Origin of the sequence: Vibrio anguillarum, assembly GCF_003390515.1 — a bacterium.
Taxonomy (GTDB): domain Bacteria; phylum Pseudomonadota; class Gammaproteobacteria; order Enterobacterales; family Vibrionaceae; genus Vibrio; species Vibrio anguillarum.
Window position 1 is genome coordinate 1,368,568 of record NZ_CP031479.1, and the last position, 18,369, is coordinate 1,386,936.

Genomic DNA, 18,369 nt, shown 5'->3' on the forward strand with positions numbered 1-18,369 from the left:
GTAGCGATTAATCGTCGGTCATGGCATTGGCGATATCCCAACACAGCCTTGCCGCGAGACGAGCAGTTTGATTGTCTTGGTCAAATTGCGGGTTGTATTCGGCAATGTCGGCAATTAACAGCTTATTTTTGTGGTAGAAAATTTTGTCAAAATAAGGGGCAAGCGCTTCATAACTTACACCACGTGCTGCTGGGGCGCTGACTCCCGGCGCCGTTGCAGCTGGAAAGACATCTAAGTCAATCGTCAAATAGAGATAGTCACACTGGTCAATGAAGTGTTGCAGTTCACGCAGATGATCAATCGGGCTCAGTGCTGAAAACTGATTATCTTGCATATACCAAACGCCCAGTTCATCGGCTCGTTGAAACAGTGCAGTAGTATTACTTGCTCGGCTTACACCTAAGCAAGCGTAATGAAATGGCCATTGATTTTGCTCGCACCATTGATGAATTTGATTAAAGGGAGTGCCGGAGCTAGGTCGCACCGAAGCGATCTCTGACTCAAAAGCACGTAAATCGAAATGTGCGTCAAAATTGATGATCCCAATTCGTGGTTGGCTGATGGCTTGTTGACTCAGATATTGCGCTGCGCCTTGAAACGTGGCCCAAGCGACTTCATGACCGCCACCCAGTACGATAACGGGCGTTTGTTTAAGCGTATGGGCAATCACATCAGCGCACTGTTGCTGAGCCAGCTCAAGTTCATCATCAATACAGCGAATATTGCCCAGGTCAAAAAAGCGAGAGTGCTTATGCCAAGCCATGTTGGCCAGCGCTTGGCGAATGGCATCGGGGGCCTGTTTTGCGCCAATGCGCCCTTTATTGCGGGCCACCCCTGCATCGCATTCAAAACCGATAATGGCAATGGCTTTCTCATCTTGGTTTTGTTGAATTGGTAGCGTATTGACGGTGCAACGTTGAGTTTGATGGTGAACGCGTGTACCTAACTCGCCATCTTCGGCATCGTGACGGCCTTGCCACTCGAAGCTGTGCTGAGTGTTGCTAAAGGTAGAGTTATTCATAGGTAAATGCTCCGTCAACTACGCGTGCATGCAAACGCGGTACGCCCACTTGATAACTTAAATCGGCTGGGTGGCTAATATTCCAAATGGCGAGATCGGCATCGTAGCCAGTGGCAATTTTGCCGCGAGAATCAGTAAAACCTAACGCTTGCGCAGCATGTTGAGTCACACCTCGTAAGGCTTCTTGGGGGGTTAAGCCAAACAGTGTGCACGCCATATTCATAATAAGAGTGAGGTCAGCAAACGGCGATGTACCGGGGTTGAAATCACTTGCGATGGCCATTGGAATATGATGCTGACGCAGTAAATCAATCGGTGGGCGTTGGGTTTCACGTAAGAAATAAAAAGCACCGGGCAGCAAGGTTGCCACGGTATTGGAACGGGCGAGTGCAAACACACCTTGCTCATCTAAATATTCGATATGATCGGCAGACAAACCTTGGTAATGTGCGGTTAAAGCGCTTCCCCCTAGGTTTGATAATTGCTCGGTATGACCTTTCACTTGCAGCCCATGCGCAATTGCGGCTTGGAACACTTTTTCTGTTTGTGCCAGCGTAAAACCAATCGATTCACAAAATACATCGACGCTCGAAGCGAGTTTTTGTTCGGCCACCAGAGGGATGATTTCCTGACAAATATGCTCAACATAATCGTCTGATCGGTGTTGATATTCTGGTGGAATGGCGTGAGCGGCGAGCAGTGTTGTGACGACTTTAATGCGGCGATGATCCTCAAGGTGCTTAGCCGCTTTGAGCATTTTTATCTCATCATGGAGCGTTAAACCGTAGCCCGATTTGATCTCAACGGATGTGACACCGGAACGCAGCAACCCCTCTAACCTTGGTAGTGCCAACTCAACCAATTGGTCAATGGATGCGGTGCGGGTGGCGTGGACGGTTGATAAAATACCGCCACCTTGCTTGGCGATCGCTGGGTAGGGAACGCCTTGCAAGCGCATTTCAAACTCATTGGCGCGGTTACCGGCATAGATAAGGTGAGTATGGCAATCTATCAACCCCGGAGTGATAAGCTTGCCTTGGCAATCTATGACTTTGTGTTCTGGCGCGGCGGCGATGGGAATGTGGCTATCAAAGTAGGCGTCAATTTTGCCCGCTTTTATCACCACAGTTTTAGGAGAGCTAGGTTGATAGCCAAGCTCTCCTTGTTCCATGCTGACGATACGCGCGTTGGTCAGTGTTAGATCCATCTTTATTGTCACCGTTAACGCTTAGTGCGCTGCTGATTTAAATGTATATACAAATAAATAAGGCAAAAGCGCAGGCGGTGCAAGATGAATGTTGCAAAAGTGTGATCGAATGTTGAAATGTGTAGCGTTAGTCGAGCATCACTTTAGAGGTTAATTTGTATTTCGAGCCCGGGTGATAAAGCAGTGCAGAGCTGACTAACTTATCGCCACTCCAGGTACGGCGATTAAGTAGTAAACAGGGTTCATTGACGGCCAACTGCAACAATTGTTTGATGTGATGCTCGGCAATAATGGCTTCAACAGTGTGCTCAATGGCACTTAATGGGCAGTTTTGTGAAAGATATTGATTGGGCGTCATGAACGAAAAGTTTTGTTCAAGATAGTGGGGCGCGTAGCGGCTATTGACCCAACGCACTTCCAGTTGTATCGGAGTATCATTAGCAAAGTGAATGATTTCACTATAAAAAACAGAAGATCCTAGCATGACGCCGAGTTTGATAGCGACACTTTCATCTGCTGTTAACGCAAGTTGCTTTAAGACTTTACTGCGATATTGCTTCCCTCGGCTAGCGACCTCGTCAGCAATATTACGAATATCAAGCAGCGGTGATTCCGCTTTGTCTTCTACAGCGCAAACAAAAGTACCTAGCCTTGGTCGGCGTTGCAGTTTTCCATCAGCTACCAGATCCCGTATCGCTTTATTCACCGTCATCCGACTCACATTAAATTGCTCAGTCAGTTCTAGCTCGGTGCTTATGCGTTGGCCGACAGGCCAGTGTCCGGATTCAATGTTATCTAAAATAAATTGTTTTATTTGTCTATAAAGTGGTGAGCTTGACATGGGCATGATGAGTTTTATTTGAATATACAAATAATTAACGAAGTCGCTGGGAAATGCAATATTTAGATAAGGCTTTGCGATCATCATCGGCCAAAACTGTGAATTGGTGAAGCAGCTATCGACGACAAAGGGTCAGTGTCACGGTAAGATGGCGCCGTAACTTGTGTTGTAAATAGTAACCTGTGTTGTAAATAGTAACTTGTGGTTTAAATAATAAAGAGAAAATGCGATGACAGCTCCAACAGAAATGACTTTTTTCGCTCGTTTTGAAGCGGATATTTTGGCGAAAAAGAAAGTGATCACTATTCGTGATGAGAGCGAAAAGCACTACCAAGTTGGCTCTATTGTCGAGGTGAGTACGTTGGAAGAGGGACGAAAGTTCTGCCGCTTGTTAATCAATAAGGTTGAACCGATCCTATTTAGCGAATTAAGCCACTACCATGCAGAGCAAGAAAATATGTCACTCACGACACTGAAAGAGGTGATTCAAGACATTTATCCCAATATTGAACAGTTGTATGTAATTCACTATCAACTGGTTGAAGAGAAAGCTCTGGAAAAAGATCACGCTTAAAAATAATAACGCCAATCAATCACGATTGGCGTTATTGCTGTTTGCCTCAAGACAGTGTCACGACGATTTCATTATAAAACGCAGCAACAGTAATGAGGTTAGTCACGCTTCCACAGAATGTGGCAGAACTTTTGGTCTGGGTCGCGGCTGACGAGCATTCTTGCAAACACATCGTCTAGTACGTCGTCCTCTTCGTTGACAAGACCGATCAATACTTCCGCGTAAGCTTCCTTATCGACGTCAAAACCCACGTGTTGAACCCAATCATCACCAACGTCAACCAGTTCAGCTGCGCCACGGTCTTCAAATTGTGCCGTAAACAGGATGACATCAACAGGTTCTAGATTATCGGGTGCCATTTCAAGAAAGATGTCGTAAGCCGCATCAATGGCATCGTCGTAAGAAATCAAATCAGACATTATTATGCTCGGCTCATGTATTTGCGTTCAGCGGTGTTGATAATAATACGGTCGCCAGTTGCGACATATTCAGGAACCTGCACAACAAGGCCAGTGCTTAAACGTGCTGGTTTTGAACGCGCAGAAGCTGAAGCACCTTTGATGGAAGGATCAGTCTCTTCAATCACAAGCTCAACAGATGAAGGGACATCTAGTGCTACCGCAACACCGTCAACGACAACCACATACATACCTTGGATTTCTTCAGTGATGAACAGCAGCTCATCTTCGATATCCGCCTGTTTAAACGTAAATTGAGTGTAATCTTCGTTATCCATGAAGATGTACTCATCACCATCAACATAAGAAAACGAAACCGCACGGCGGTTCATGTCAACGGTGTCGACAAAGTCATCGGCTTTTAAACGCTCATCAACGCGAGCGCCAGTGTTCAAATCAGTACAACGTAGTTTGTAGATTTTAGAACCACCGCGGCCACCAGGAGTGGTCACTTCGATATCTTTGATCAATAGCGTCTTGCCACCAGAAATAATAGCAAACCCTTTTTTTAATTCATTCGCCTTTGGCATGGAATTTTTCCTTCATACTTAGTTTCGGCGCATTATACCTTGCCGTTTTCGAAAAGGAATATCTTGATTGATTGCTTTGCATAGTAGAACATGACCGCGTGTACTTTTTCTTAAATTAACTAACGCTTTTTGCTATGTATTTATCGGTTATTGACCCAAAACAACCCTTTCAGGCTGAATATCAAGCGGCTATCGATGATCTCATCAAGTTTCTGCGTGCCGGGTTAGGTGACAATCTACATAGTCTTTACCTTTATGGCAGTGTGGCGCGCAGAACTGCGCGTTATGGGCGCTCCAATTTGGATGTAGTGTTGGTCACGCACCGTGATTTCTCCGAGCAACGAGCAACTCTGCTGAATACGATAAAATGGCGATTTCAGAAAAGTTTCCCACATATCACCGAAGTCTCGATCAAAACTGCACTCGTGAGCGAGGTAGCCACTTTAGAGAGCATTTTTACGTGGGGATTTATGTTGCGCCATTGCTGCGTTTGCATCTTGGGTGATGATCTGGCGGAATGCTTTGGCGATTTCGAACCCAGTTGGGAAATAGCCAAACACTGGAATATGGACATCGCAGATTGGGTCTTTTTTTATCGTGATAAAATTGCAAAAACCAGCTCTGAAAGTGAACAGAGCAAGGCGCAAGTAGCCATTGCCAAGAAATTACTGCGCGCCAGTTATTCTTTGATTATGTATCGTGACAAAAATTGGTTTGATGATCCTATCGAATGCGGGCAGCAGTTTTTACGTTATCATCCGGAGAAAAAAATCGACATTGAGAGATTGGGTATTTTGCTCTCTGGACGAGTGATCGCCAAACGCTCAGTGATTGGAATTCTAGACAGTTATGGGCAATGGCTTGCAAAGCAGTATCAAAAAACAGAGTTTCGGATTGGTTAACCGCTGGCTAGATCGTCGTACTTCTTAAAATAACCCAAGTTGTGGCTGGCTGAGCTGTTCGAAATTCAAGCCAACAAAAGGCAAAATGGCTTCTGCGACTGGCTGCAATTGTTTATCGATATAGTGCTGATAATCGATAGGACTTTTTAAATACTCTTTAGGCTCAGGACCACTCAGTGTGATGAGATATTCGATACGACCTCGATTTTGATATTGCAATGGTCGGCCTAACTGCTGGTTTATCGTATCAGCAAGTCGTGCGGCTCTTACTTGTGGTGGTACGTTTTTTTGGTATTCATGCAGCTTGCGACGCAACCGTTTTTGGTACACGAGCTCATGGTCGAGTTGACCGGTTTGAGTTTGCTCAACGATTTCACGAATAAACGCCGCAGGGTCTTCACCATTAAAAATCATCGAATAAAGTTGGTGCTGAAAGCGTTGTGCGAGCGGAGTCCAGTCCGTTCTTGCACTCTCAAGCCCTTTAAAAATTAGCCGCTCGTTTTCGCCTTCACCGATCAATCCCGCATAGCGTTTTTTTGACCCCGTTTCTGAACCTCGGATGGTTGGCATCAGAAACTTTCGGTAGTGGGTTTCGTATTCCAATTCCAGCATCGATTCCAATCGGTACTCTTCACGCAAGTGGGTTGTCCACCATTGATTGATGTGTTCAACCAGTTGTTTTCCTACGCGATCCGCTTGCTGCTGTGAATATTGACCACCTAAAGAGACAAAAGTTGAGTCGGTATCACCATAAATCACTTGATAGCCTTGCGCCTCAATTAACTTTTTAGTTTGCTTCATGATCTCGTGTCCGCGCATGGTAATACTGGACGCCAAACGAGTATCAAAAAAACGACAACCTGACGATCCAAGCACCCCGTAGAAAGAGTTCATGATGATTTTTATCGCTTGTGAAAAGGCTTTGTTATTGTTCTTTTTCGCCACATCACGCGCAGCCCATAATTTCTCGATCATTTCTGGAAGAAAATGTTTGGTGCGGTGAAATTGACCGCCACGAAATCCCGTTACCGCTTGGTTATCCTCTTTGCCAATCGGAATTTTTAGCCCTTCAATCAAGCCAAGTGGGTCGATTAAAAATGAACGAATGATCGAGGGATATAAGCTTTTAAAATCAAGAAGTAACACAGAGTCGTAGAGGTTAGGGATGGAGTCCATCACATAGCCTCCGGGGCTTGCGACCCAATTTTCGGAGTGTAAGTTAGGCGCGATGTAACCCGCGCGATGCAATTGAGGTAAATAGAGATTGGTAAAGGCGGCGACAGAACCGCCGACGCGATCTAGCTCCACACCCGTGAGACGGGAACGTTCAATGGCGAAATCCAGCAAATGGGTATGTTCAAAGATTTTATTCACTAACACACAATCTTGCAGGTTGTATTTCGCCAGTGAAGGTTTGTCTTTTTTAAACATACGGTTGATTTCATCCATCCGATCATGGGCGTTGTGAATCGCTTTTCCTTCGCCTAATAGCTCCCTTGATACTGATTCCAATGACCAAGAACGAAATTGGTAAGTGGCTGTTTTTAATGTATCAATTCCATCCAACACTACTCGCCCGGGAATGGTAATAAACCCTTGCTGACTCTGGTTTGAACTACGAAAAAAACTGTGCTGTTTGCCGCGACCAATCGCAAGTTTTAACTTATGCCACTCGGCTCTTTTATGGAGTAAGCGAAAATCAAAATCAATCACGCTCCAGCCAATTACTACATCAGGGTCGAACTCAGTGAACCAATCGATGAGAGCGTTGAGCAATGCGTATTCGTCTTTCACCCACTGAATTGGGGTATCGCAAGGTTCGGGCTCACCAATCATGATTACGCGGCTGTCCATTGGGCTATCAAAACCAATCGAGTAGAGAATGCCTTTTTCAGAGCATTCTAAATCCAGCGAAACCACTTTCAGATGAGGAAGATAGTTGCCCGGTCGACATTTCGCCTGTTCTATTTTTGAATGGGAAAACGTCTGGGTAAGCCGTCCAGTGAATTCAATGCTGCCTTTAAGAAAACGCTCCATAAGAAAGCGGTCGGCAAGCTTAATATCATCTTCTAACGTCAGAATATGATGTTGCTTTAGTAGTGCCGAAAACTCAGCATGCGTTTGAATCGTTTGACAATAACAACCCGCTAGGAGGTTATGTTCAAAATCTTCCAAATCCAATGTTTTTAATTCGATAGAGAGCTGCCGCTCTAACGCTAATTTTTGCGCTTGTGGTACATCTTTCTGTGGTATGAAGAACACGGGTTTTTCACCACGGATAATCAGTTGGGTTGGACCTTGAGGCGTACTCAACCACAACTCAATATGAGTCGAGCCATGAAGGTCTCTTGCATGGCGAGTAAGTAAAAAACCGTGTTGAATAACCAAGCGTAATAAATCCAAATAGTCGTAACCTTGGGGGAGGGCATCATATCAGAGCTACGAGGTAAATAACGAATTTCAGTGAGGTGAGTAAGCGGGCGATGGAGATGAAATAACCGTTAATTGGTATGGTGTATGCATTTTAACTTTATGATTTGTTTTGGTTTTGTATTTTTATGAGGCTGGTTGCATTTTTATGTTTAGGTTCAAATTTGTCAAAAAATCATGTAAAAGTCGTGCGACATCTCTGCTAATATAATTAAGCTTTTGATTTGTTGATGGATTCTCATTGGATGATTAGCCGAACAAATAAGTACTTGCCAAATTTGGGGTTTGAGCACATATTCAGTGTGAGTAAAAACCAATGTTAAGTTAATTACCCGATTGTGAGTTAATTTCCAATTGTGAGCTAATTAATGTGGGCCGCGATGCTGCTATCCACGATTCAGTGGGTGCAGAGCCAATAGATGAGTGTGGAGATACAAGTTTGATAAGTGTTTTCCTTGTAGATGATCACGAGCTGGTTCGCACAGGGATACGACGTATTATTGAAGACGTCCGTGGAATGAACGTAGTAGGGGAAGCTGACAGCGGTGAAGAAGCAGTAAAATGGTGTCGCAGTAATCATGTCGACGTTGTTTTAATGGATATGAACATGCCTGGTATCGGCGGTTTGGAAGCGACAAAAAAAATTCTGCGCTTTAATCCAGATGTGAAAATCATCGTGTTAACGGTTCATACGGAAAATCCATTTCCGACCAAAGTGATGCAAGCTGGAGCCGCGGGTTATTTAACCAAAGGTGCAGGCCCAGATGAAATGGTCAACGCGATTCGCATTGTGAATAGCGGGCAGCGTTATATCTCGCCTGAAATCGCACAGCAAATGGCATTAAGCCAATTCTCGCCAGCTTCTGACAATCCATTTGCTGATCTCTCGGAAAGAGAGCTGCAGATTATGATGATGATTACCAAAGGGCAAAAAGTGACGGATATTTCCGAGCAACTTAGTCTTAGCCCCAAAACAGTAAATAGCTATCGCTATCGACTGTTTAGTAAGTTAGCGATCAGCGGTGATGTTGAACTGACCCATTTAGCTATTCGACACGGAATGTTAGACACCGAGACGCTTTAGTGACTTCTTTGTTCGACTCGGTCGCTTTTCTTAAAACCGTTACCCATCAGCCCGGCGTTTATCGAATGTATAACGCCGAGGCTGATATCATCTATGTTGGCAAAGCCAAAGACCTCAAAAAACGCCTTTCTAGTTACTTTCGAAAAACAATCGACAGTGAGAAAACGCGCGCGTTAGTCAGCCATATCGATAAAATTGATGTCACCGTTACTCACACTGAAACGGAAGCGTTGATCCTTGAGCACAATTACATCAAGCAATATTTGCCTAAATACAATGTGCTGCTGCGAGACGATAAATCTTACCCGTATATTTTTATTAGTGGGCATAAGCACCCTCGTTTGTCGTTGCACCGTGGCGCGAAAAAGCGCAAAGGTGAGTATTTTGGTCCATACCCTGATTCTGGTGCGGTTCGAGAGTCGTTACACCTCATCCAAAAAATATTTCCGGTAAGACAATGTGAAGATACCGTCTATAGCAACCGGACTCGTCCTTGCCTGATGTATCAAATTGGCCGCTGCGCTGCACCTTGTGTGAGTCATATCATCGCGGATGAAGAGTATGCTGAATTGGTTAATTATGTTCGATTGTTTTTGCAAGGCAAAGATAACCAAGTACTTGAAACATTAGTGCAAAAAATGGAACAAGCCAGCCAAGCACTGCAGTTTGAAAATGCCGCTAAATTTAGAGACCAGATCCAAGCCATTAGAAGAGTCCAAGAACAACAGTTTGTTTCTGAAGAGACGATGGATGACATGGATGTATTGGGATTTGCCCAAGAAAATGGCATCGCTTGCATCCATATTTTGATGATCCGCCAAGGTAAAATATTGGGTAGTCGTAGCCATTTTCCTAAAATTCCGGCTAACACGACTCAAGAAGAGGTGTTTGATGGCTTTTTAGGACAGTATTATTTAAGTCACAATGAAGCGCGTACGATCCCAAGTCGAGTGATCTTAAATGCGGGTCTGCTAGAGGATGAAAAGCCGCTGCAAGAAGCCTTACAGACCCTAGTCGGGCGTAAAGTTTCTTTCCACATCAGCCCAACAGGTGTGCGTGCTCAATATTTAAAATTGGCTAATACCAATGCATTGAGCGCAATAACGGCTAAAATTAACCATAGAATGACGATCAACCAGCGCTTTAAAGCACTTCAAGCTGTTTTAGGGTTGGATAGCATAGAGCGTATGGAGTGTTTTGATATTTCGCACACCATGGGAGAGAGCACGATCGCCTCATGCGTGGTATTTAACCAAGAAGGGCCTGTTAAACCAGAATACCGCCGTTATAACATCACGGGAATTACTGGTGGGGATGATTACGCTGCAATGGGACAAGTGTTAGATAAGCGGTATTCCAAGCAGCTTGACGTGGAAAAAATCCCCGATGTAATTTTCATTGATGGTGGTAAAGGGCAATTGAATCGAGCTTTGCAGATCATCTCTAGCCATTGGCAAGATTGGCCGAAAAGACCGGTGATGATTGGTATCGCCAAAGGTGTTACCCGCAAACCGGGGCTAGAAACGTTGATTACAACCGATGGCGATGAATTTAACCTGCCAAGTGATGCGCCAGCTTTGCATTTGATTCAGCATATTCGCGATGAAAGTCATAATCACGCCATTGCTGGGCATAGAGCCAAACGAGGTAAAACACGGCGTACCAGTACATTGGAAGGCATAGAAGGGGTTGGGCCTAAACGCCGGCAAGCACTGCTGAAATATATGGGAGGGCTGCAAGAGCTAAAAAGAGCCACTGTTGAAGAAATCGCCAAAGTGCCCGGTATTAGCCATTCTTTAGCTGAAAACATTTATCAAGCATTGAAACAATAAGAAAAATAACGCAACATAACCGCGCAATCGATAAGAGCCTATAAATATGCGTTTGAATATTCCTAATATTTTGTCTTTATTACGACTTTTCCTTATCCCAGTATTTGTCGTTGTTTTCTATCTGCCTTACGGCTGGGGCCCTTTTGCTGCGGCAATGGTGTTTTGGGTAGCGGGTTTTACCGATTGGTTAGATGGTATGCTTGCGCGAAAACTTGGGCAAACCTCTCGCTTTGGTGCTTTTATCGACCCAGTAGCGGATAAAGTGCTCGTTGCGACGGCTCTTATCTTGATCACCGACCATTACCACAGTCTCTGGATAACGATTCCAGCCGTGACAATGATTGCCCGTGAAATCATCATTTCTGCGTTGCGAGAATGGATGGCGGAAATTGGTAAAAGAGCCAGTGTGGCCGTTTCATGGGTTGGGAAGGTTAAGACGCTTACCCAAATGTTTGCATTGTGGGTACTGATTTGGCGTCATGATGATTGGATGGTGTGGGTCGGCTATGCAGCGTTATACATCGCCACCATTTTGACCTATTGGTCAATGGTTCAATACTTGGCGGCAGCTAAAGACGACCTCCTCAACGCGGAACATCATTAAGAAACGGGCTTAGGCCCGTTTTTTGTTCCTCCAATTTCTACAATCCCTTTCACAACATGCATTATTGCTTCAGTTAAAGCACAGTTATCTCGTGTAAAAGGTGGTGAATTTTGCTATCAAATTAACCAAATCTGTCCTTTTTGAATGCAAAATAGCCAAACGATTTAAAAACTAAAAAAATAATATTGACTCATCGAATCGAATGCGTAGAATGCATCCCGTACTTGAGAGGAACGGAAGAAACAACCCAACCCCTTGATGTTACAGGGGCGCGTTGGCAGAGGGGCTATGCAGCGGATTGCAAATCCGTGGACCTCGGTTCGACTCCGGGACGCGCCTCCATTGCGACACTAGCTCAGTTGGTAGAGCGCAACCTTGCCAAGGTTGAGGTCACGAGTTCGAACCTCGTGTGTCGCTCCAAATTTTGAGGTGTTGAACTTAACGTTCAGTATCTAAAGATGGTGTTACTAAATTTTGTAAACAGCATCGCAATGCAGAATTGCGTGCCCTGGTGGTGAAATTGGTAGACACAAGGGATTTAAAATCCCTCGACTTTCGAGTCGTGCCGGTTCAAGTCCGGCCCGGGGCACCATCTTTTTACTGCTTATGCAGTATGCGACACTAGCTCAGTTGGTAGAGCGCAACCTTGCCAAGGTTGAGGTCACGAGTTCGAACCTCGTGTGTCGCTCCAAATTAAAGCCCTAGCAGAAATGCTGGGGCTTTTTCATCTCTGTCTCACAGCCAGTTTACAACCAACGATATCGTTTTAGAGCAACCTTGCCAAGGTTGAGGTCACGCTTTTAGTTCAAAAGAAAGCGAACCTCGTGTGTCGCTCCAAATTAAAGCCCTAGCAGAAATTGGGTAAATCCCCCCCTACGTTCACTATATTCGTTGACGGTTTCGGACGTGAAATTGAAATATTTTAAGCAAAGCCATCACCATCAAACAGCAGTACTTCAATTTATGGTCAAATCTCGCATCGTTTTTACTCTCCATCCCCAATTCTAGAATGTTAATAATTTGATAAAGCAACCTTTATCTTGACTTGTTATTATTTTGTGAAGTGAAATTTCGGCCTACTTCACATAATTTTCGTGCCAACATTTAATTTATGGTGTGAATTATTTGCAAAAGCGTGATTTATATAAACTTATCAACAACCCATTCATGGGAACGATTCCCAATGTGACATTGATCTATTTTTACATTGATTCGGTGAATGTAAACTCCATCCCCGTCAGCAACGTTAAGGGAATACATAAGCAGTGGTTGCTGAGCAATAAAGAGATTGAGCTGTTCATGATTACCAAAGTAGCGTGCTACTTCCCCCGGTGAATGTGAGCCTAACTCATTAATTTTATTGTCTATATCTCAGGATGAGATTCAAGGTGCCAAGCACCAACATAATGATAATGATGACCATAAGGTCGATGGAGTATAAAAAATGAATTTTGCTACCTCTGGTAAACTTTCTCTTGCCGCAATTCTAATTTCAGCCGCACTACAAGCAAACGCAGGTATCAGTGTTGTAGGTGAACAAGGTGTTTTCTCAATCGGCGGTGATGTTGAGTTCGATATCAACCTTCGTGATAAAAATGCCACTGACAAGCAACATCTAAATCAAGATGGCCGCCTTTTGGTTCAAATCGCTGGTGAGCGTAGTGTGAGTGGTGACCGTTATATCAAAGCACAAGCACAACCTTTACTTAAAACAACGGGTAAAGTTGAACTTGATGATGCGTGGATTGCATTTGGTCAAGCGAATAACTGGGAACTGAAAGTAGGCCGCTATGAAGCGTTTGATTTGTTCCCTGTTGGCCAAGATACTATGCTTGAATACGCAACAGCAGAACCGTATCGAGCGAATGCGGCTCGTGGCCGTGGTGATAACGGACAAATTGGCTTTAGCAAAACGGCAGATAACCTTTATTTTGAACTCTCAACTAAATTTGAGAATGAGTCTGCAGCGGATCAGAATGCCGTATTTGTACGCCCAGTTGTTGCATACCAGATCGTTGACTCAGTTCGTGTTGCTGCTGGTTTAGAAGCCAATCTGACTGCAGATGATAAAGATGCTGCGAATGATTTCCTTGGTTATGGCGCGACAGTTAACTATTCTGCTAACGATCTTTCTATCAACGTGAACTATGCGTTCCGTGATTTCGACAAAACTAAACAAGAAGATACGACCATCGGTGCTAACTTACTGTTTAAAGGCTTTGGTCTAGGTCATGTCTATGGTGATGTTGATAAAGGTACTAGCGAGAAGGTAAATACCACTTATGCTTCTTACCAATTTGCTAATGTGATGGATGTGGAAGATTTCTCTGTTTATCTAGGTACTTACTACTCGAAAGTAGACGACACAGAAAATAAAGATCTAGGTATGCGTATCCGTCTAAAATACTTCTTCTAAGTTTTAAAACTTAAGCATTAAATCTCAACTGCTTTTGATGCCTACCGTTCGGTAGGCATTTTTTGTATAAGCAGATGCGATGCTTTACAGCTGTTTAAGCATCCACACATCGCAGCCGTTGTGCTCAGTGCCGTCCATTGGTCGATCCAAATGTATAAATCCGAGTTTTTCATATAACTGAATGGCGGATGTCATACTAGATAACGTATCCAAATAGCAAGATTGATAACCTGCATTTTGAGCAAATGATAGGCATGCTTCACTGAGCATTTTTCCCAGCCCGCAACCGCGACTTTCTGGTAATAAGAAGAGTTTTTTTAGCTCACAGATCCGTTGGCTATGATGAAAGGCTGCAATACCTGCTCCACCGACAATGATGCCGTCACGTTTGGCTACCAGATAAAGGCTGCAGCTCTCTTGCGTGTAATGTTGACTCATGTTTTCCACTTCAGCATCAGATGGGCCAAAACCCTCACCGATGGCTCCAAATTCAGCACCTACAGATTGGATAATTTTACAAATGTCCGGATCATCTTGTGGTTTGATTGGTGTTATCGTGATGTTCATTGTTTCTTCTTAAAAATAGTCATGTTTTTATTATTGTTTGGGGGGAGGGAGGTAATATCAAGAGAGCGGCAAAAATAATGCCGTTTTTTTGTTCAAGAGCAAGCCTCAGTATCATTTCAATTTGGCTTTAGAGGTGGCTTTCGATACTATGTGCAGCTATCTGAAAAATACAAAACATCCTATACGGACACTACCTACAGGTAGATGAGGAAACGATGCAACATCTAGAAGAGATTATTGCTAATGCGACCGCAGCGATTAATGCTGCCGATTCGCTAGTCGCACTTGATGAAGTGCGTGTTCAGTACTTGGGTAAAAAAGGTGAGTTAACCACTCAGCTACAGAGCCTAGGTAAATTGCCACCCGAAGAACGTCGCGCTGCAGGTCAAGAGATCAACGTTGCGAAAGAGACAGTGCAACACGCCATTGCTACGCGTAAAGATGCTTTGCAGCGAGCAGAGTTAGAAGCCAAACTAGCGGCTGAAACGATTGACGTTACTTTGCCTGGACGCCGCATTGAAAATGGTGGCTTACACCCAGTGACTCGCACAGTTGAACGCATTGAGCAGTTCTTTGGTGAGCTTGGTTTTCATGTTGAATCTGGCCCTGAAATTGAAGACGCCTTCCACAACTTTGATGCGTTGAATATCGCTGCCGATCACCCAGCACGTACTGATCACGATACCTTCTTCTTTAATCCAGATTTAATGTTGCGTACACACACGTCAGGTGTGCAAATTCGCACTATGGAAAATGGTCAACCGCCGTTTCGTTTTATTGCGCCGGGCCGCGTATATCGTAATGACTACGACCAAACACACACACCAATGTTCCACCAAGTTGAAGGAATGTTGGTTGATGAGCACGTCAATTTTGCTCAGCTTAAAGGTATTTTGAACGATTTCTTATGTAACTTCTTTGAAGAAGAAGTTGAAGTGCGTTTCCGTCCTTCTTATTTCCCATTTACAGAACCTTCTGCGGAAGTGGATGTGAAGGGTAAAAATGGTAAATGGCTTGAAGTTCTAGGCTGTGGCATGGTTCACCCGAACGTTTTGCGCAGTGTTGGTATTGACCCTGAAAAATATTCTGGCTTTGCATTTGGTATGGGTGTTGAGCGTTTAACGATGCTTCGTTATGGCGTCAACGACCTACGCGCGTTCTTTGAGAACGATCTGCGCTTCCTCAAACAATTCAAGTAATTCAAGGGTAAACACAATGAAATTCAGCGAATCATGGCTTCGTAAGTGGGTTAACCCTGCGGTTACGACTGACGAACTTACACATCAAATTACAATGGCAGGCTTGGAAGTCGATGACGTTCTTGCTGTCGCCGGTGAATTTACTGGCGTCAAAGTGGGTCACGTTGTGGAATGTGGTCAACATCCGGATGCCGACAAACTGCGTGTAACGAAAGTTGACGTGGGTGAAGAAGAACTGCTTGATATCGTTTGTGGTGCAGCAAACTGCCGACAAGGCTTAAAAGTGGCGGTAGCGACTGTTGGTGCGGTACTGCCCGGCGATTTCAAGATTAAAAAAGCAAAATTACGTGGTCAACCTTCTCACGGCATGCTTTGTTCATTCAGTGAGCTAGGGATTGATGTTGAATCCGCTGGCATTATGGAGCTTGCAGAAGATGCCATCGTTGGTACTGATTTCCGCGAATTCCTAAGCTTAGATGATGTGACTATTGATGTCGATTTGACCGCGAACCGCGCAGATTGCTTTAGTATTCGTGGCCTTGCTCGTGAAGTAGGTGTATTGAACCGCATTGATGTCACTGAGCCATCAGTCACCGCTGTTCCTACTTCAATTGAAGATAAAGTCTCTATTGAAGTGAAAGCACCGGCCGCTTGTCCGCGTTATCTTGGTCGCGTGGTTAGAAACATTAATGTTCAAGCCCAAACACCGCTTTGGATGCAAGAGAAGTTACGCCGTTGTGGTCTACGTTCAATTGATCCAGTGGTTGATATCACTAACTATATTTTGCTTGAACAAGGCCAACCGATGCATGCCTTTGATCTTGCCAAGATCGAAGGCGGTATTGTTGTTCGTATGGCCGAGCAGGATGAAAAACTTACGCTACTCGATGGTACAGAAGCTAAGTTGAATGTCGATACGCTGGTTGTTGCCGATCACAATAAAGCATTAGCCATTGCGGGCATTTTTGGTGGTGAAGGTTCAGGCGTTAGCTCAGAAACCCAAGATGTACTGCTTGAGTGTGCTTTCTTTGCACCAGACCATATCCGCGGTCGTGCTCGTAGCTATGGCCTACATACTGATTCATCCATGCGTTTTGAGCGCGGTGTTGACTACGCGTTGCAAGCCAGTGCGATGGAACGAGCGACGCAGTTGCTGGTTGATATTTGTGGCGGTGAAGTTGCACCTGTGGTTAGTGTTGAGTCTGAAACGGATTTACCTAAACCAAATCAAGTCACACTTCGTCGCACTAAACTGGACAGTTTGCTTGGTCATCACATTGCGGATGCTGATGTGGTTGAAATCCTAAAACGTTTAGGTATGAGTGTTGAGAGTTGCGCAGAAAGTTGGGTTGCTACCGCGCCAACGTGGCGTTTTGATATCGCGATTGAGCAAGATTTGATTGAGGAAATTGGCCGTATTTACGGTTACAACAATATCCCTAATCAAGCTCCCGTTGCAGCATTGAGCATGAATGACCACCAAGAAGCAAACTTGCCACTTAAGCGTGTTCGTCATTTGTTAGTTGACCGTGGTTACCATGAAGCGATCACCTACAGCTTCGTTGAGCCAGAGCAGCAGAAACTGATTGTTCCAGATGTTGAACCACTCATTCTGCCTAATCCTATTTCTGCTGATATGTCGGCGATGCGTTTGGGCTTGATCCAAGGTTTATTAAATACCGTGGTTCATAACCAGAAACGCCAGCAGCCACGCGTTCGTTTGTTTGAATATGGTTTGCGTTTTATTCCTGATGCTTCGGCAGAGAACGGTATGCGCCAAGAACCTATGCTCGCGGGGGTAATATCCGGTACTCGTGGTGAAGAGCACTGGAACATGGACACCGCAACGGTTGATTTCTTCGATCTAAAAGGTGACTTGGAAGCCATTCTTGATTTAACCGCCAACGGCAAAGCTTACAGCTTTACTTCTGTTGCACACCCAGCGCTGCACCCTGGGCAATCGGCCGCCATCGTTGTCGATGGTGAGATTATTGGGGTGATAGGCACTATTCATCCAGAGCTTGAGCGTAAGTTTGGCTTGAATGGCCGCACCATCGTATTTGAACTTGAATGGTCAGCGGTGAACACCCGTGTAATTCCAGAAGCTGCATCACTGTCTAAGTTCCCAGCGAACCGCCGTGATATAGCACTGGTTGTTGATGGCGCTATTGCTTCAGGTGATATTGTCGATGCATGTCGTAACGCTGGTGGTGAGCTTCTAAAAGAGGCGAAGCTGTTTGACGTTTATGTAGGCAAAGGGGTTGAAGAGGGCAAGAAGAGTTTAGCGATTGCGTTGATGCTTCAATCGACTGAACGTACTTTAGAAGAAGCCGATATTGCAAGCGCTGTTGAATCGATTGTGACTTCAGTAGCGGCACAGTTTGGTGCAGCCCTGCGCGACTAATTCAGAAAGTAGCCTAAGTATATTTGAGCAGGTTCAAGTTGGGCCTGCTTTTTTATATGCAATTTAGTGACAAGTTAGTGTTAAACAAGTCTATGATTTAACAGGTTATAAATTTTTTTATCAGAAATCGATATCCATTCAAAATAGTATGAAATTCTGAAAATGTTGGCCGTTATGATATAACTAACTAAATTGTCAGTGTTTTTTCTCAATCTTCGACGTCTAATTGTATAAATGCAGCCAGTATATGCGCTTATTTTGATGAAACTATTAATATTGTTGCGAATAAAAAAGTTGGCG

General features: G+C 44.4%; 15 protein-coding genes and 4 tRNA genes. 12 read left to right on the forward strand and 7 right to left on the reverse strand.

Annotated elements, in window-relative coordinates; translation table 11 throughout:
- Positions 1–7: 7 nt before the first annotated feature.
- The 3 genes from hutG to hutC all read right to left on the reverse strand — a co-directional run bounded on the left by hutG (position 8) and on the right by hutC (position 3,069).
- Positions 8–1,021: a formimidoylglutamase gene (hutG, locus tag DD616_RS10405; RefSeq protein ID WP_199867298.1), complete on the reverse strand. Its 1,014-nt coding sequence runs from the start codon at positions 1,019–1,021 to the stop codon at positions 8–10.
- On the reverse strand, positions 1,014–2,228 hold the full coding sequence (hutI, locus tag DD616_RS10410; RefSeq protein ID WP_208872258.1) for an imidazolonepropionase: 1,215 nt from the start codon (positions 2,226–2,228) through the stop codon (positions 1,014–1,016). The genes hutG and hutI overlap by 8 nt, the downstream gene beginning before the upstream one ends.
- Positions 2,229–2,355: 127 nt before the next feature.
- Positions 2,356–3,069 carry a histidine utilization transcriptional repressor HutC gene (gene hutC / locus DD616_RS10415; RefSeq protein WP_038148510.1) on the reverse strand — a complete coding sequence of 238 codons (714 nt, stop codon included), beginning with the start codon at positions 3,067–3,069 and terminating at the stop codon, positions 2,356–2,358.
- 229 nt (positions 3,070–3,298) lie between these two features.
- Here hutC and yqfB point away from each other — a divergent pair, with 229 nt between their 5' ends.
- The gene (yqfB, locus tag DD616_RS10420) at positions 3,299–3,643 is read left to right on the forward strand and encodes a N(4)-acetylcytidine aminohydrolase (protein WP_010319023.1); all 345 of its coding nucleotides are present in this window, start codon (positions 3,299–3,301) and stop codon (positions 3,641–3,643) included.
- A 98-nt stretch (positions 3,644–3,741) separates the two neighbouring features.
- Here yqfB and DD616_RS10425 read toward each other — a convergent pair whose 3' ends face one another.
- Both DD616_RS10425 and yeiP read right to left on the reverse strand, forming a co-directional pair.
- On the reverse strand, positions 3,742–4,062 hold the full coding sequence (locus tag DD616_RS10425; RefSeq protein ID WP_017048043.1) for an HI1450 family dsDNA-mimic protein: 321 nt from the start codon (positions 4,060–4,062) through the stop codon (positions 3,742–3,744).
- Between the two features lie 2 nt (positions 4,063–4,064).
- On the reverse strand, positions 4,065–4,631 hold the full coding sequence (yeiP, locus tag DD616_RS10430; protein ID WP_013856610.1) for an elongation factor P-like protein YeiP: 567 nt from the start codon (positions 4,629–4,631) through the stop codon (positions 4,065–4,067).
- Positions 4,632–4,765: 134 nt separating this feature from the next.
- Between yeiP and DD616_RS10435 the strand changes: the two genes are divergently transcribed.
- Positions 4,766–5,533: a nucleotidyltransferase family protein gene (locus DD616_RS10435; protein ID WP_013856611.1), complete on the forward strand. Its 768-nt coding sequence runs from the start codon at positions 4,766–4,768 to the stop codon at positions 5,531–5,533.
- Positions 5,534–5,557: 24 nt separating this feature from the next.
- On the opposite strand, the gene DD616_RS10440 is transcribed toward DD616_RS10435, so the two are convergent.
- The gene (locus DD616_RS10440) at positions 5,558–7,921 is read right to left on the reverse strand and encodes a DNA polymerase II (protein ID WP_208872322.1); all 2,364 of its coding nucleotides are present in this window, start codon (positions 7,919–7,921) and stop codon (positions 5,558–5,560) included.
- 481 nt (positions 7,922–8,402) lie between these two features.
- Between DD616_RS10440 and uvrY the strand changes: the two genes are divergently transcribed.
- The 8 genes from uvrY (at position 8,403) to DD616_RS10480 (ending at position 13,899) form a co-directional block, all read left to right on the forward strand.
- Positions 8,403–9,047 carry a UvrY/SirA/GacA family response regulator transcription factor gene (gene uvrY / locus DD616_RS10445; protein ID WP_026028128.1) on the forward strand — a complete coding sequence of 215 codons (645 nt, stop codon included), beginning with the start codon at positions 8,403–8,405 and terminating at the stop codon, positions 9,045–9,047.
- On the forward strand, positions 9,047–10,879 hold the full coding sequence (gene uvrC, locus DD616_RS10450; protein WP_047688276.1) for an excinuclease ABC subunit UvrC: 1,833 nt from the start codon (positions 9,047–9,049) through the stop codon (positions 10,877–10,879). Before uvrY ends, uvrC begins: the two co-directional genes overlap by 1 nt.
- A 46-nt stretch (positions 10,880–10,925) precedes the next feature.
- Entirely contained in the window at positions 10,926–11,483 is a 558-nt protein-coding gene (pgsA, locus tag DD616_RS10455; RefSeq protein WP_013856615.1) for a CDP-diacylglycerol--glycerol-3-phosphate 3-phosphatidyltransferase, read from the forward strand.
- Between the two features lie 268 nt (positions 11,484–11,751).
- Positions 11,752–11,825, forward strand: a tRNA-Cys gene (locus DD616_RS10460).
- Positions 11,826–11,827: 2 nt separating this feature from the next.
- Positions 11,828–11,903 (forward strand) — tRNA-Gly (locus tag DD616_RS10465).
- 85 nt (positions 11,904–11,988) lie between these two features.
- Positions 11,989–12,075, forward strand: a tRNA-Leu gene (locus DD616_RS10470).
- A 23-nt stretch (positions 12,076–12,098) separates the two neighbouring features.
- Positions 12,099–12,174, forward strand: a tRNA-Gly gene (locus DD616_RS10475).
- A 753-nt stretch (positions 12,175–12,927) separates the two neighbouring features.
- Positions 12,928–13,899: a carbohydrate porin gene (locus DD616_RS10480; protein WP_208872259.1), complete on the forward strand. Its 972-nt coding sequence runs from the start codon at positions 12,928–12,930 to the stop codon at positions 13,897–13,899.
- An 84-nt stretch (positions 13,900–13,983) separates the two neighbouring features.
- Here the strand turns inward: DD616_RS10480 and DD616_RS10485 are convergent, their stop codons facing one another.
- A complete protein-coding gene (locus DD616_RS10485) occupies positions 13,984–14,466 on the reverse strand; it encodes a GNAT family N-acetyltransferase (RefSeq protein ID WP_013856619.1) in 483 nt (160 codons plus the stop codon).
- Positions 14,467–14,681: 215 nt separating this feature from the next.
- Between DD616_RS10485 and pheS the strand changes: the two genes are divergently transcribed.
- Both pheS and pheT read left to right on the forward strand, forming a co-directional pair.
- A complete protein-coding gene (gene pheS / locus DD616_RS10490; RefSeq protein ID WP_017044058.1) occupies positions 14,682–15,665 on the forward strand; it encodes a phenylalanine--tRNA ligase subunit alpha in 984 nt (327 codons plus the stop codon).
- Positions 15,666–15,681: 16 nt separating this feature from the next.
- Positions 15,682–18,069 carry a phenylalanine--tRNA ligase subunit beta gene (gene pheT / locus DD616_RS10495; protein ID WP_208872260.1) on the forward strand — a complete coding sequence of 796 codons (2,388 nt, stop codon included), beginning with the start codon at positions 15,682–15,684 and terminating at the stop codon, positions 18,067–18,069.
- Positions 18,070–18,369: the final 300 nt, after the last annotated feature.

Bases quoted from the DNA above. Each gene is read 5' to 3' on its own strand.
- hutG (WP_199867298.1), bottom strand. From the start codon at position 1,021: ATGAATAACTCTACCTTTAGCAACACTCAGCACAGCTTCGAGTGGCAA.
- hutI (WP_208872258.1), bottom strand. From the start codon at position 2,228: ATGGATCTAACACTGACCAACGCGCGTATCGTCAGCATGGAACAAGGA.
- hutC (WP_038148510.1), bottom strand. From the start codon at position 3,069: ATGTCAAGCTCACCACTTTATAGACAAATAAAACAATTTATTTTAGAT.
- yqfB (WP_010319023.1), top strand. From the start codon at position 3,299: ATGACAGCTCCAACAGAAATGACTTTTTTCGCTCGTTTTGAAGCGGAT.
- DD616_RS10425 (WP_017048043.1), bottom strand. From the start codon at position 4,062: ATGTCTGATTTGATTTCTTACGACGATGCCATTGATGCGGCTTACGAC.
- yeiP (WP_013856610.1), bottom strand. From the start codon at position 4,631: ATGCCAAAGGCGAATGAATTAAAAAAAGGGTTTGCTATTATTTCTGGT.
- DD616_RS10435 (WP_013856611.1), top strand. From the start codon at position 4,766: ATGTATTTATCGGTTATTGACCCAAAACAACCCTTTCAGGCTGAATAT.
- pgsA (WP_013856615.1), top strand. From the start codon at position 10,926: ATGCGTTTGAATATTCCTAATATTTTGTCTTTATTACGACTTTTCCTT.
- DD616_RS10480 (WP_208872259.1), top strand. From the start codon at position 12,928: ATGAATTTTGCTACCTCTGGTAAACTTTCTCTTGCCGCAATTCTAATT.
- DD616_RS10485 (WP_013856619.1), bottom strand. From the start codon at position 14,466: ATGAACATCACGATAACACCAATCAAACCACAAGATGATCCGGACATT.
- pheS (WP_017044058.1), top strand. From the start codon at position 14,682: ATGCAACATCTAGAAGAGATTATTGCTAATGCGACCGCAGCGATTAAT.
- pheT (WP_208872260.1), top strand. From the start codon at position 15,682: ATGAAATTCAGCGAATCATGGCTTCGTAAGTGGGTTAACCCTGCGGTT.